The following is a 13,275-nucleotide window of genomic DNA, read 5'->3' on the forward strand; positions in this document are numbered from 1 at the left end:
TGATCTACCTTTCTAAAATAATAGGTGCAATCATGGATTGCACTTGTTTCTGTATAAAATGGAGTGCGACGTCGTTATTAGTTGAAATATTACTTAATTGCTTTTCGACTAACTCAATAATGGCACTACCTATCACTATCCCGTTACAATGCGGGAGAAGTTCTTTTATTTGTTCAGCACTTGAAATTCCGAATCCAACTGCTACAGGTATGTTACTTTCTTTCATTGCATCTTGAAGAAATTGTTGAACTTTTGGAGAAAGTTCTTTTCTTATCCCTGTAACCCCTAACGAAGAGACACAATAAAGGAAACCTTCTGCATTATTTGCAATTAATTTTATTCTTTCATTAGATGTTGGCGCAACTAAAGATATATATTTTAGTCCATTTTGTTGGCAGCGCTGTCGAACTATTTCACTCTCCTCGAATGGTAAATCGGGAACGAGTAATCCATCTACCTCATTTTTATCCGTTAAAGCGAAAAAGCGTTCATATCCTAATTGTAACACAGGATTAAAGTACGTAAAGAGAATAATCGGAATTTTTACTCCTTTTTTTCTCATCTGCCCAGCTAAATTAATAGCATTTTCTAAATTCATATTTCCTCGTAACGCTCTTTGAGAGGACCGTTGAATAATAGGTCCATCTGCAAGCGGGTCGGAATAAGGTACCCCTAATTCTATTACGGATGCACCAGCCTCTTGAAGTAAAAGCGCTAAATCTATCGTGAATTGTGGAGTTGGATCACCTGCCATTATAAAAGGTATAAACATTTTCGAATGATTAGGTAATCTGTTACCGTACATAGCCTTGTTCCTCCATCGTATTCATTATAGTTTGAACATCCTTATCCCCTCTACCAGATAGACATACTAGTATTGATTCATTACTTTTCATATTCTTCGCTGCTTTGAAGGCGAATGCCAGCGCGTGGGAAGATTCTAATGCTGGGAGAATCCCTTCTTTTTTTGATAAAAACGAAAGTGCTTCTAGCGCTTCCATATCCGTGACATTAACATATTTTACACGGTTTGTATCATGTAAGTAGGCATGTTCTGGTCCAATTCCCGGATAATCTAAACCAGCTGAAATACTATAAGGTTCCGTAATTTGGCCATATTCATCTTGAAGTAAATAGGTTAAAGAACCGTGGATAACTCCCTTTGACCCTTTAGCTAACGTTGCAGCATGATTGTCTGTATGAATGCCTTTTCCACCAGCTTCTACTCCTATTAATTCCACTACATCTTGTAGGAAGTGATAAAACATCCCTATTGCATTACTACCACCACCTACACATGCAACTACTTTCGTAGGCAACTTCCCTTCTCTTTCAAGAAACTGTCCTTTCGCTTCTTCGCTAATTATTTTTTGAAATTCCCGTACCATGTATGGATAAGGATGTGGTCCTACAACTGAACCAATCATATAAAAGTGGTCCTCACAATGCTGAACCCAATATCTAATCGCTTCATTTGTGGCATCTTTTAAAGTTTTGCTGCCACTATCCACAGGAACAACTTCAGCTCCTAACAATTTCATTCGAAATACATTTAATTCTTGTCTCCTTATATCCTCTTCACCCATAAAAACTTTACACTCAAGGCCAAATTTAGCAGCAACGGTAGCAGCCGCAACACCGTGTTGACCCGCACCTGTTTCCGCTATTATTTTCTTTTTCCCTAACCTTTTCGCTAACAATGCTTGAGCGATAGCATTATTAATTTTATGTGCACCTGTATGATTAAGGTCTTCCCTTTTCAAATATATTTTTGCTCCATTAAGTTCTTCTGTTATGTTTTTCGCAAAAGTTAGTGCTGTCGGTCTTCCCGAAAATTCGTTTAAATGAAATAGAAGTTCTTGAGAAAATTGTTCATCTTGTATTGCTTCCTGTAAGCCTTTCTCTAATTCTTCTAGGGGTGCCATTAACGTTTCAGGCACATACTTACCACCAAATTGGCCGTATCTTCCAAAATAATCTGGTATCATCCTCTCACCTTACTTTCTAATTTTTCTATTAGCTCTTTGTTTTTTTGAAAATTCACTTCGATCCCGCTCGAAAGGTCAATTCCGTCCAGTTCTTCATATAATAAAAGTTTTTCAATGTTATCAACTGTAATACCACCAGCAACAATTAGTGGGACAAAAAGACGTTTTGTTACTTCCTTATAGTTTGGAATATACGTCCAGTCAAACACTTTTCCTGTCCCTCCATACTGCGAACCCACTTTACAATCTATTAAAACCGCGTCAATCAACTTTTCATATTTTTCTATTTTCCTAACTGTTTCATCCCCTTTATGGTGAAAAACTTTCCATATTTCCACAAGGGTCTTTTCTTTTAATTTCCGAATATAACCTGGTGATTCGTCACCGTGTAATTGGATAATTGATAGATTTAATGATTTTACTATACTTACAATTTCTTCGATAGATTGATTGACAAAAACACCAACTAATTTTTTATCAGTAATATCGACATCACTTAACCACTTCAAAGTTTGTTGGACCGTAACTTGCCTCTTACTTTCTGCAAATATAAACCCTATATGACTTGCAGAAGATTGCGATACGATTTGGAGGTCTTCACCACTTTTTGTTCCACAAAATTTTAAAAGTAAATTTTTCATACTACGTGTTCCTTAAACAGTTTGGTAACGGCTGCTTTTACATTTTTTTCTTTCATAAATGTTTCCCCTACAAGTATGGCGTTAGCACCGCTATTTACGATTGTTTCAATACAATCGAATGAACGAATCCCGCTTTCACTAACAAAAAGAGATTCTTCCGGTATATATTTCGCTAAATTTACCGTTGTTTGTAAGCTCGTTTCAAACGTGTCTAAATTCCGATTGTTAACTCCGATTATTTTAGGTATAAATGTTTGTAATAACCGCTCTAATCGAGATAAGCTATGAACCTCGACTAACACATCTAAACCATGGTTATACGCTTCATTATATAATTGGTATAACTGTTTATCTTCCAACACTTCCGCAATTAATAATATTGCATCCGCGCCTATTTCCACACTTTCCGTAATTTGCTTTGGATCAATAATAAAGTCTTTCCTCAAAATAGGAACACTTGTAACTTGTTTCACCATTGATAAATCATGATGGCAGCCTTGGAAAAAAGTTTCATCCGTTAAAACGGAAATAGCATCTACAAGAACTGCTTCATATTGAGCTGCAATTTCTAGCGGATCGAATCTGTCTCTTATGACCCCTTTTGACGGAGAAGCTTTTTTTATTTCTGCAATTACCGCAAGTGATCGGTTCGGGTTTTTTAGTGCGTTATAAAAGGAAACCTTTTCAACATTTTGTTTCGGTCTCGCAGTTAAGGTTTTAACTTCTTTCTTTTTTTGCTCAATGATTTGCGCTAGCATGAAATTGTCCCCTTTCCTGTTTAAGTAGTTGTAATTGTCTTAATGCGTCTCCATTTTTTAATAGTTGCTTAGCTTGATAAATCCCTTCAATCATAGATTTTGCTATATTCGCAACATACAATGCAGCTCCAGCGTTATAGGCAATCGTATCAATAACGGCTTCGGTTGACTTTAGCTGAAAAGCTTGCTGAATTGTTTGTGCACTTTCTAAAGAATTGCGAACTTGAATGTCTTGTAGACTATGTCTTCGTAACCCAACTTCTTCAGGTTCAACCGAAAATTTGTGGAGCTGACCATTTTTAACCTCAAGTACGTGAGACTTTCCTGTTATAGAAAACTCATCTAATCCGTCCTCACCACAAACTAAAAGAACATGAGTAGCCTTTAATTCGACGAGTACTTGTGCCATTTTTTCCGCATAAGTTTTAGAGAAAACTCCAATCACTTGGTTTTTACATTGAACTGGGTTGGCTAAAGGTCCTAATATGTTAAATATCGTTCGGAAACCAATTTCTTTTCGTGGTTGGACAGCATGCTTCATTCCTTCGTGATAGTTAGGTGCAAATAAAAAGGCCATTCCTTTTTTTTGGAGAGCAGCTTTCACATCCTCCGTTGTTTGCTGTACTGGTATTTGCAATTGCTCTAACACATCGGCACTACCGCTTTTAGATGTAAACGCTCGGTTTCCATGCTTCGCAACTTTAGCACCACCACTGGAAGCAACAATCGCCGCAGCTGTTGATATGTTAAAAGTGGAAGCACTATCTCCTCCTGTTCCACATGTATCTATTACGTTAGGATGATTAAATTCTATTTTTTTCATTTTCATTCTCATTGCCTGTGTGAAACCTAGCATTTCTTCTACTGTTTCCCCCCGAAAACGCAACACTGTAATAAAACTTGCTATTTGGCTAGCTGTTATATTTCCATCCATAATAAGTGACATCGCATGTTCTGCTTCCTTTTCAGTTAACGACTTGTTATCTATTACTCTTTGTAAATATTGTTGAAACATGATTATCACCCTCTTTTCTCTTTTTGAAATAGTTGATTGGCTATTTGTAAAGTTTCTAATAAGGCTCTAGCTTTGTTATTCGTTTCTTTCCACTCTAACTCCGGTATAGAATCAGCGACAATCCCCGCACCAGCTTGTATTTGGAAAGTATCTTTTTTCTTTTCGATTGTCCGAATAGTTATGCAAGAATCAATATTGCCGTCAAAACCGATGTAACATATTGCCCCTGCATACGTATTTCTTTCCACAGGCTCTAGTTCTTGAATTATTTGCATCGCTCTTACCTTAGGAGCGCCAGAGACAGTCCCCGCCGGAAAAGTAGCCAACAACGCATCTAAAGGGGATTTAGTTTTTTCTAGCTCTCCTTTAACGATTGAAATAATGTGCATAACTTTCGAGAAGTAAACAAGTTTTTTAAATTCAGAAACATGAACACTCCCAAACTTTGCAACCTTTCCAATATCATTTCTAGCTAGGTCTACTAACATGACATGTTCTGCTTGCTCTTTTTTGTCGGAAAGCAGTTCACTACCCATTCGTTCATCATCTTCTTTTGTCTTTCCTCTTCTACGTGTGCCAGCAATCGGATGTATTTCTAAAATTCTATCCTTTACTTCTACTAGTCTTTCTGGAGAGCTGCCAATTAACTCTCGATCCGATAATTTAATATAAAACAGATATGGTGAAGGATTAACATTTCGTAATACTCGATAAACATCAAAACCGTCTATATCAAGTTCAACTGAAAATTTTTGAGCTAAAACACATTGAAAAATATCTCCTTGACGGATATAGTTTTTTACTATTTCTACATGCTGTATAAATTTTTCTTTTGTATAAGAAGATTTAAACTGAATGGGGAAATGCTCATTCGATTCTTCACTTACAAACATTTCATCTTCATTTCTTTTATTCAACTGGGTGGCACACCGGTTAATTTCTGCTTTTCCTCTCTGATACATTTTTTCCTTTTCTAGTTTTGTTTCCAATCCTTTTAAACGAATGTAATGAATGATCGTAACCATATTTGTTTTATGGTCTAATACTATAACTGTTTCACAAAATTGGAGGTTAACTAAGTTTTCATTTTGACACTTTGGATGGGGTGATACTTTTTCTAATGTTGTTATATAGTCATATGAAATATAGCCTACTGCTCCCCCTAAAAACGGGATTTCCATCGATAGCGGAGCAACCTTTAACATATTTAGAGAACATTGAAATGCCTCTTGAATCGTCTTGCAATCATGCAAAATGCTATTTTCTTTCCCAATTATTTGAAGAGACTCTCTCCCTTCAATCGATAAAAATGGATGTAGCCCGATAAAAGAATATCTATTCCACGTTGAGGAATCGTCTTTACTTTCTAACAGAAAAGTAGCTTCCTCTTGGAACAGCTGAAATGCCTTTATAGGTGTTACAGTATCCAGAAAAAAAGACTGATAAATCGGAATGGTATCATATTTAAATGATGCTGATAAAAAAGAAGTGAAATCATTGTAGCTACTCATTTTTTTTCCTCCATTTTTTGAAATGGAGAATGAGTGATTATTAGAGGATTTTAAGAAGTATTTTCGATAAAAAGAAAACCCAAAGACAATAGTCTTTGGGTAGTGTTATAAATTTTAACTACACCTCAACTAATCTCAACTCATTCTCGGCTCAACTAAACTAAACTAAACTAAACTATGCTAAATCAGAAATATTCAATTACTCAACTACTCAACTATTCTAAACTTTCTCTCAACTAATCTTGTTAAACACTATATAATATTCCATTAAAAGAGTCAATCCATTAATTTTCTTTCACTAGATCTGGACGTAGCTTTTTTGCTTCGTACAAATAAATATGATTAATTTCTTTTTGTGCCGTTTTTGTGTTTACGGTCATCATAACTCGTATACAAAAAGGTAATGAACCAGGCACCGGCACTTCTCGTGTACACATTACCGGCACATATTCCCATCCATTTAACAATCGTAATGCTTTGGCGGGAAATGCTGCTGTAATTTCGTCTGTAACAGAAATGATAACTTGTGCAACGTGTTCACTTTTTATCTCATTTTGTTGAATCATTTTTTCAACTAACTGTAACGTTTTCTCCACTATTTCATTTTCGGTATTGCTATTAATTGTCGTGGCTCCTCTTATTCCCCTAATCAAGAATATTTTCCCTCCTTTTTTGGGAGGCAGCATATGTGTATTATTTATTCTGGTAGAAAGTATACTAATGTTTCACGAATTATTTCATCCGAAACTGGTTGAACATATACTTCTCCAAACTTTTTTATTAATACCATATGTATATGCCCGTTTTGTGATTTTTTATCTTTTTTCATCGATTTCAAAATTTGTTCGATTGATATATTAGTTGGAATTTTACTTGGGTAATTAAATCGGCTAATGACGTCAGAAAGTTGACTAAAATTTGCGAAGCCATTTATTCTTTCACTAATTTTCGCAGCCACTAGCATCCCGAATGCAACAGCATCTCCATGCGTCATTTTTCCATACCCGCAATTTTTTTCTATCGCATGACCAACTGTATGTCCAAAGTTTAATATTGCTCTAATTCCATTTTCTTTTTCATCATTTGAAACGATGCTTGCCTTTATACTAATTCCTTTTTCAATGCACTTAACTAAATTAGATCCTTCCATTTGTGATAGCTCTGTAATATTTGATTCTATCCAATTATAAAAATCACTATCACGGATAACACTATGCTTTAAAACTTCCGCAAAACCAGATCTAATTTCACTCTCTGGAAGACTTTTTAAAAAGTCAGTATCATAAATAACCGCTTCTGGTTGATAGAAGGCTCCTATCATATTTTTACCAAGCGGATGGTTTATAGCTACTTTTCCGCCCACAGCACTATCATGAGCTAAAAGTGTTGTTGGCATTTGAATAAAGCGAATTCCCCTCATAAACGTGGCCGCTACGAAGCCTGCAATATCACCAACCACTCCCCCACCTAAAGCAATGATTAGAGAATTTCGATCAAGCCCCATCTCTAGTGCGTAAGTTTGAAGTTCATAAAAATGTTCAAAGCTTTTTGCGTTTTCTCCGTTTGGCAAAATATATTGAATTGGATTATATTCCTGTACTAAGTTACTAACCTTTTCTAAATACAGTGGGGCAACATTGGAATCTGTAACGATCAGTATTTTACTAACATTTTTATGAAAGGAATGCAGTACTTCTTTTATTCGTAATGACGCGTTTTCTTCTACGTATATTGAATATGTTTTCGTTTCCGTTTGAACCTTCATTACTTTAGAATTGTTGGGCATGTTCCCTTAACCTCTGTATATTTTCTTTTAGCAACTCCATAGAATCGCCACTTAATTGCTCCATTAAAGCAGTTGCTATCTCCCAAGCTACTACTGCTTCAGCTACCACACTTGCTGCTGGCACAGCACAACTATCAGAGCGTTCTATACTTGCTTCAAACACTTCTTTTGTATCAATATCCACACTTTTTAATGGTTTATATAAAGTTGGGATTGGTTTCATTACACCACGGACTACAATTGGCATTCCTGTTGTCATTCCACCTTCAAAACCACCAAGATTATTAGTTAATCGATAGTAGCCACGGTTTTCGGACCAGGCAATTTCATCATGGACCTCACTTCCAGGGCGGCTTGCAGCTTGAAAACCTATACCAAATTCAACCCCCTTGAAAGCATTAATACTCATGATGGATGATGCTATTTTCGCATCTAATTTACGATCATAATGAACGTAGCTACCGATACCTGGTGGGACACCGTCAACTATTACTTCTACGACACCACCAATTGAATCGCCATTTTTTTTCGTTGTATCTATTAAATCCATCATCTGTTGTTCTACCTTCGAATCATAACAACGGACTGGTGAAGCTTCTGTTACTTCTTGCAAATGTTCCAATGAATTAATCTCATTTACTTCCGCTTTAATACCACCTATTTCAACAACATGGCCAGCAACCTTAATACCTAATTCTTTTAATAATTCTTTTGCAACTGCCCCTGCAGCTACTCGTACGGTAGTTTCTCTCGCAGAGGATCTTTCTAACACGTTTCTCATATCTCGATGACCGTATTTTATAGCACCGTTCAAGTCAGCATGACCTGGACGTGGTCTAGTAATTTTGCGTTTCACTTCGTCTTGCTCTTCTTTAGAAATTGGTTCAATGCCCATAATCCCTGTCCAATGTTTCCAATCGTTATTTTCTACTGTCAGAGTAATAGGTGAGCCGAGTGTGTAACCGTGTCGTACACCACTTAAAATATTCACTTCATCTTTTTCAATTTGCATTCTTCGGCCTCGACCATGACCTTTTTGGCGTCTTGCTAATTCTACGTTTACTTGTTCTGCTGTTAATGCTAAACCAGAAGGTACCCCTTCTAATATCGTTGTTAGTTGTGGACCATGTGATTCCCCAGCTGTTAAATATCTCATTAATCGATCCTCCTCTTTAACTCTTTAAAGCGTTTATGTATTGATGATTGTACTTTAACTATATCACATACATCGTTAAACAATCTACATTGTATTTTCATATAATATTTTAAATTTTCGATTCTTTTACATTTTTTGTGTTCTTTATTATTATTTGCTACTTCATTTTTCTATAAAAAAACGTATCCACTACTTCAAATCCATATTTAGCAGGCTGAAATATTTGTTCTGTACTTCCAACAAACAATAATCCACCAGGTTGTAGAGCATCGCTAAACTTTTGATATAACTCTACCTTCGCATCTTCGGTAAAATAGATTAGTACATTTCTACAAACAATAAGATCATAATTTTGTTCAAATCGGTCAGCTAGCAAATTTTGTTTTTTGAAAGTGACTGTTTTTTTAATTTCATCATTTATTTTATAATATCCGTTCTGCACATTAAAAAATTTTGACTTTAGCTCTTCCGGTACTTCCTGGAGCGAACGCTCTTGATATAAACCTATTTTTGCTTGTGCTAAAATTTTGTCATCAATATCTGTAGCTAAAATGTCGATTTTATTTAGAGGAAAAAAATTTGATAAAACAATTGCTAGTGTGTACGGTTCCTCGCCAGACGAACAGGCCGCACTCCAAACTTTTAATTTGGAGGGCTTATTTTGTACAAGTTCTGGTAATAATCTTTCCTTTAGTACTTCCCATCTTTTATAATTGCGGAAAAACTCTGATACGTTTATTGTCATTCTATCTAAAAACTCTTTTAATAGTAATTCATCTCTTTCTAACCCTTTGTAGTAAGCTGTAAAAGATGTAAAGCCTCTCTTCTCAAAAAGAGATGTTAGTCTTCTTTTCATTTGCGCCTCTTTATACAACGATAAGTCGATTCCTGTTTTCTTTTTAATATTATGTATAAATTGCTCATAACCATCCATCTTAAGTATCCTTCTTTCTATTATCATCATTACAAATAGTATATATGAATTTAATAAAGTTTCGACAATAAAACTTATCAATTTATGAAAATAAAAAAGCCAGCTAGTTTAATAGCTGACATAAAAACGTTTACAAAATTAATAAACCCAATTGTTAATATCTTTTGAATATGCTACTAATTCTTCTTCTTTAAAGAACAAGCCGATTTCACGCTCAGCACTTTCAGGTGAATCAGAACCGTGAATGATATTCTTTCCTACAATTACACCGAAGTCTCCGCGAATTGTTCCAGGTTGAGCATCCTTTGGATTTGTAGCACCCATCATTTGACGAGCAGTAGCAATTACATTTTCCCCTTCCCATACCATAGCGAATACTGGGCCAGATGTAATAAAATCTACTAATTCTCCGAAAAATGGACGTTCCTTATGTTCCCCATAATGTTGCTCTGCTAATTCAGTAGAAATTTGCATTAATTTAGCACCTGCTAAATGAAAGCCTTTTTTTTCAAAGCGTGTAACGATTTCCCCGATTAAATTACGTTGTACTCCGTCTGGTTTTACCATTAGAAATGTTTTTTCCATAATAAAATCTCCACCCCATAAGTTGTTATGTATAACTAGAAGTTTTTCCTAGCCATGAAAAATATAACATGCTTTTCCTTGTTTCGCAACTTAAAAAGTGGAGAATTATCTTAATATTTACGCTTTCCAATAAATTTCGCGATATTATTTAACGTACGTTTTGCTACATTATTTGGTAGTTTTTCAAGCTCCTTAAAAGCTTTATTTAAATAATGATCACTTAATGCAATAGAGCGATCAATACTTTCGGATTGTTTAATATATTGAATAAGTTCTTGAAGTTCATCCCTATGAGTATTTTCATTTACGTTCAATACTTTATCTTTGAAATTAGTATCTTTCATTGCATAGAGAACAGGTAACGTAATGTTTCCTTGCAACAAATCGCTTCCTGCAGGCTTTCCTAATTGCTCTTCCGTCGCTGTAAAGTCTAAAATATCATCCGTAATTTGAAAAGACATCCCTACATAGTAACCAAATAAATATAAGCTATGACTTACTTCCTTTGATGCTCCGGAAGCAATGGAACCTAATTGGCAACTTGCAGCTATTAAAATCGCAGTTTTACGTTTAATTCTTCGCAAATACGTCCGTAAATCTTGGTCAAAGTCAAATTTATCTTTAATTTGTTCGATTTCACCCTTAGTTAACTCAACTAGGGTGTTTGATAGGATTCGATGTGCATCAGGATGCTCAATTTTAGTCATCAGCTCTATCGCACGAGCAAAAATATAATCACCCGTATACATAGCAATTTTATTGTCCCACTTTGCCTTTATAGTAGGTTTTCCCCTTCTAAGCTCAGCGTCATCAATAACATCATCATGCACGAGTGAAGCCATATGAATTAGTTCTAAAGCTACCGCAACATGTTTAATCTTATTTACGTTATAGTCACCAAATTTTGCAGCTAATAATACAAAAATAGGACGTATGCGCTTTCCACCCGCTTGCAGCAAGTGGAGAGAAGCTTCTTGTAACAGTTGCTTATCGGATTGAATAGCTTGTTCTAATTCTTTTTCTATTAGTTGTAGGTCCGTATTCAAAAAAGAATACATTAAATTTAATTTCATATAGGTCACCTTTAACTACTTAGTCGGTTTAAAACCTAAGTGCATTGCTGCTACCCCACCGGTATAGGCCTTCACTTGGACATTTTCAAACCCTGCTTTTTCAAACATCTCTTTAAGTTCTTTCATACCGGGAAAGTCTTTTGCAGATTCATGAAGCCATGCGTACTCTTCATAGCTTTTAGCAAATATCTTCCCTAACGCTGGCATTATATATTGGAAGTATAAAAAGTACATTTGTCTAAATCCGATCAAAGTTGGTTGTGATGTTTCCAAACAAACTACTTTACCACCAGGCTTAACAACACGATACATTTCTTTTAATACTTTAAAATAATCCGGTACATTACGTAATCCGAAGCCTATCGTTACATAATCAAATGTATTATCTTCGTACGGTAATTCCATTGCATTACCGTGTACTAATTCTATATTTTTCTTACCTAACGCTTTTACTTTTTCTTCGCCGATAGATAACATATTTTTACTGAAATCTAATCCACTAACTTTCCCAGAATCTCCAACAGCTTCTGATAATGCAATTGTCCAATCAGCAGTACCACAACAGACGTCTAACGCACTAGCTCCTATTTGGACATTCATTCGTTTCATAGTATCTTTACGCCATGCCGTATGACGTTTAAAACTAATAACCGAATTCATCTTATCATAGTTTCCATAAATTTTTTCAAAAACTTTATGGACTCTCTCTTCTTTGGATGGATGTTGCATAATATCTTACCCTTCTTCCGCGTACAAATTTGTTGAAAATGGTAGTTCGTTTACAAAACTAGCTAGTCTCTCTTTTAAAAAGTTTGTATGTGGAATTCCTGCTAGTACAGAATGAATCATTTTCCAAAGTTTCGCTATGTATTCATCAAATATATTAATTATCTCTTCTTTATAAGATTTATCTAATTCAATTAGCTTTTTTATATTGTCTACAAGTAAAGATGGCTTTTTTTGTATGAATAACTCTCGCTCATTAACAAGCCGTTTTAAAAGTAATATATTCCCACTTAAATCTGACCAAATGGCTTCATCAACATAATCGGATACTCCTTGAATTAGCGAAGATTCAATATTTCGAATGCAATCCAGTAGATCATCCATTTTAGAAATTCCATTTTGATATAAAGTAATTTTATATTCATTAATTTCTTTAATCGAATGGGCGAGCGTTCTAATCATAGGGATATCCTCAGCATTAGCTAAAAGCTGAAAGTATAATCCACTGAAGAAGTCACCAGCCAATACCGTTAATTGCTGTGCTTTAAATTGTTTTTCATCCATATCATTATGTGAATGTACTTCTTCATGAGTGTCTAAAGCAATTTGAGCTAGCATTGTAGATAGGATATATTGCTCTTTCTTTTCTTTCGTTAGCGATAACGGTTCAAGTAATGAATGTAGTATCAGTATTTTATCCTCATCTATGATTGGGTAAGGAATATGGTGAAATAAATAATTATGTTGTATTTTTTCTTGAATTTTCTCTTTTAAATTTGAAATATGTATTTGAACGTCTTCCACTAAAACCACCCTTTGTCACACGATCCCCTTAAAGGTTTATAGGGTATATAATCTGTTTAATAATGCAAATTGTAATAAGATTTTCTATGTAATAAAAACTTTAATAAATGCACAGAGATTATTATAGCATAAAAATATGGTTCATTGCTTTATTTTATCGTATCATATTTAGACATTAGTGAAAACTTAACGACTCAATAGTTTCTTGCATTAAGTTTAGTATTTAGATTCGGATAGAAGCTACTTTTGTAATAGTCTATCCCTTTTTATATTTTTAACACACTAGCGATTGCTTCTT

14 protein-coding genes are annotated in these 13,275 nt (G+C 34.9%); all 14 read right to left on the minus strand.

Annotation, left to right across the window (positions count from 1 at the left end):
• Window positions 1-4: 4 nt before the first annotated feature.
• Window positions 5-805 (minus strand): tryptophan synthase subunit alpha, encoded by an 801-nt coding sequence (gene trpA, locus BC6307_RS13605; RefSeq protein ID WP_066416854.1) that lies wholly within the window; start codon window positions 803-805, stop codon window positions 5-7.
• On the minus strand, window positions 795-1,988 hold the full coding sequence (gene trpB / locus BC6307_RS13610) for a tryptophan synthase subunit beta (RefSeq protein WP_066416856.1): 1,194 nt from the start codon (window positions 1,986-1,988) through the stop codon (window positions 795-797). The genes trpA and trpB overlap by 11 nt, the downstream gene beginning before the upstream one ends.
• The gene (locus BC6307_RS13615; protein ID WP_066416858.1) at window positions 1,985-2,629 is read right to left on the minus strand and encodes a phosphoribosylanthranilate isomerase; all 645 of its coding nucleotides are present in this window, start codon (window positions 2,627-2,629) and stop codon (window positions 1,985-1,987) included. The genes trpB and BC6307_RS13615 overlap by 4 nt, the downstream gene beginning before the upstream one ends.
• Window positions 2,626-3,387 (minus strand): indole-3-glycerol phosphate synthase TrpC, encoded by a 762-nt coding sequence (trpC, locus tag BC6307_RS13620; RefSeq protein WP_066416860.1) that lies wholly within the window; start codon window positions 3,385-3,387, stop codon window positions 2,626-2,628. The genes BC6307_RS13615 and trpC overlap by 4 nt, the downstream gene beginning before the upstream one ends.
• Window positions 3,368-4,402: an anthranilate phosphoribosyltransferase gene (trpD, locus tag BC6307_RS13625; RefSeq protein ID WP_066416861.1), complete on the minus strand. Its 1,035-nt coding sequence runs from the start codon at window positions 4,400-4,402 to the stop codon at window positions 3,368-3,370. Before trpD ends, trpC begins: the two co-directional genes overlap by 20 nt.
• A 5-nt stretch (window positions 4,403-4,407) precedes the next feature.
• Window positions 4,408-5,913 carry an anthranilate synthase component I gene (trpE, locus tag BC6307_RS13630; RefSeq protein WP_066416863.1) on the minus strand — a complete coding sequence of 502 codons (1,506 nt, stop codon included), beginning with the start codon at window positions 5,911-5,913 and terminating at the stop codon, window positions 4,408-4,410.
• A gap of 284 nt (window positions 5,914-6,197) precedes the next feature.
• Window positions 6,198-6,566 carry a chorismate mutase gene (gene aroH / locus BC6307_RS13635; protein ID WP_066416866.1) on the minus strand — a complete coding sequence of 123 codons (369 nt, stop codon included), beginning with the start codon at window positions 6,564-6,566 and terminating at the stop codon, window positions 6,198-6,200.
• Window positions 6,567-6,610: 44 nt separating this feature from the next.
• Entirely contained in the window at window positions 6,611-7,699 is a 1,089-nt protein-coding gene (gene aroB / locus BC6307_RS13640) for a 3-dehydroquinate synthase (RefSeq protein ID WP_084380461.1), read from the minus strand.
• Window positions 7,683-8,855, minus strand: a complete 1,173-nt coding sequence (gene aroC, locus BC6307_RS13645; protein WP_066416868.1) for a chorismate synthase — start codon at window positions 8,853-8,855, stop codon at window positions 7,683-7,685. The genes aroB and aroC overlap by 17 nt, the downstream gene beginning before the upstream one ends.
• Window positions 8,856-9,012: 157 nt before the next feature.
• Complete coding sequence (locus tag BC6307_RS13650) at window positions 9,013-9,789, minus strand: CheR family methyltransferase (protein ID WP_066416870.1); 777 nt, start codon at window positions 9,787-9,789, stop codon at window positions 9,013-9,015.
• 138 nt (window positions 9,790-9,927) lie between these two features.
• Complete coding sequence (gene ndk, locus BC6307_RS13655) at window positions 9,928-10,374, minus strand: nucleoside-diphosphate kinase (protein WP_066416872.1); 447 nt, start codon at window positions 10,372-10,374, stop codon at window positions 9,928-9,930.
• 110 nt (window positions 10,375-10,484) lie between these two features.
• Window positions 10,485-11,447: a heptaprenyl diphosphate synthase component II gene (gene hepT, locus BC6307_RS13660; RefSeq protein WP_066416874.1), complete on the minus strand. Its 963-nt coding sequence runs from the start codon at window positions 11,445-11,447 to the stop codon at window positions 10,485-10,487.
• Window positions 11,448-11,462: 15 nt separating this feature from the next.
• A complete protein-coding gene (locus BC6307_RS13665; RefSeq protein ID WP_066416877.1) occupies window positions 11,463-12,176 on the minus strand; it encodes a demethylmenaquinone methyltransferase in 714 nt (237 codons plus the stop codon).
• 6 nt (window positions 12,177-12,182) lie between these two features.
• The gene (locus BC6307_RS13670; protein ID WP_157729283.1) at window positions 12,183-12,977 is read right to left on the minus strand and encodes a heptaprenyl diphosphate synthase component 1; all 795 of its coding nucleotides are present in this window, start codon (window positions 12,975-12,977) and stop codon (window positions 12,183-12,185) included.
• Between the last annotated feature and the right edge of the window lie 298 nt (window positions 12,978-13,275).

It is taken from the genome of Sutcliffiella cohnii (assembly GCF_002250055.1).
Classification (GTDB): domain Bacteria; phylum Bacillota; class Bacilli; order Bacillales; family Bacillaceae_I; genus Sutcliffiella; species Sutcliffiella cohnii.

Coding starts and splice junctions, on each gene's coding strand:
- trpA (WP_066416854.1), bottom strand. CDS start 805: ATGTACGGTAACAGATTACCTAATCATTCGAAAATGTTTATACCTTTT.
- trpB (WP_066416856.1), bottom strand. CDS start 1,988: ATGATACCAGATTATTTTGGAAGATACGGCCAATTTGGTGGTAAGTAT.
- BC6307_RS13615 (WP_066416858.1), bottom strand. CDS start 2,629: ATGAAAAATTTACTTTTAAAATTTTGTGGAACAAAAAGTGGTGAAGAC.
- trpC (WP_066416860.1), bottom strand. CDS start 3,387: ATGCTAGCGCAAATCATTGAGCAAAAAAAGAAAGAAGTTAAAACCTTA.
- trpD (WP_066416861.1), bottom strand. CDS start 4,402: ATGTTTCAACAATATTTACAAAGAGTAATAGATAACAAGTCGTTAACT.
- trpE (WP_066416863.1), bottom strand. CDS start 5,913: ATGAGTAGCTACAATGATTTCACTTCTTTTTTATCAGCATCATTTAAA.
- aroB (WP_084380461.1), bottom strand. CDS start 7,699: ATGCCCAACAATTCTAAAGTAATGAAGGTTCAAACGGAAACGAAAACA.
- aroC (WP_066416868.1), bottom strand. CDS start 8,855: ATGAGATATTTAACAGCTGGGGAATCACATGGTCCACAACTAACAACG.
- BC6307_RS13650 (WP_066416870.1), bottom strand. CDS start 9,789: ATGGATGGTTATGAGCAATTTATACATAATATTAAAAAGAAAACAGGA.
- ndk (WP_066416872.1), bottom strand. CDS start 10,374: ATGGAAAAAACATTTCTAATGGTAAAACCAGACGGAGTACAACGTAAT.
- hepT (WP_066416874.1), bottom strand. CDS start 11,447: ATGAAATTAAATTTAATGTATTCTTTTTTGAATACGGACCTACAACTA.
- BC6307_RS13665 (WP_066416877.1), bottom strand. CDS start 12,176: ATGCAACATCCATCCAAAGAAGAGAGAGTCCATAAAGTTTTTGAAAAA.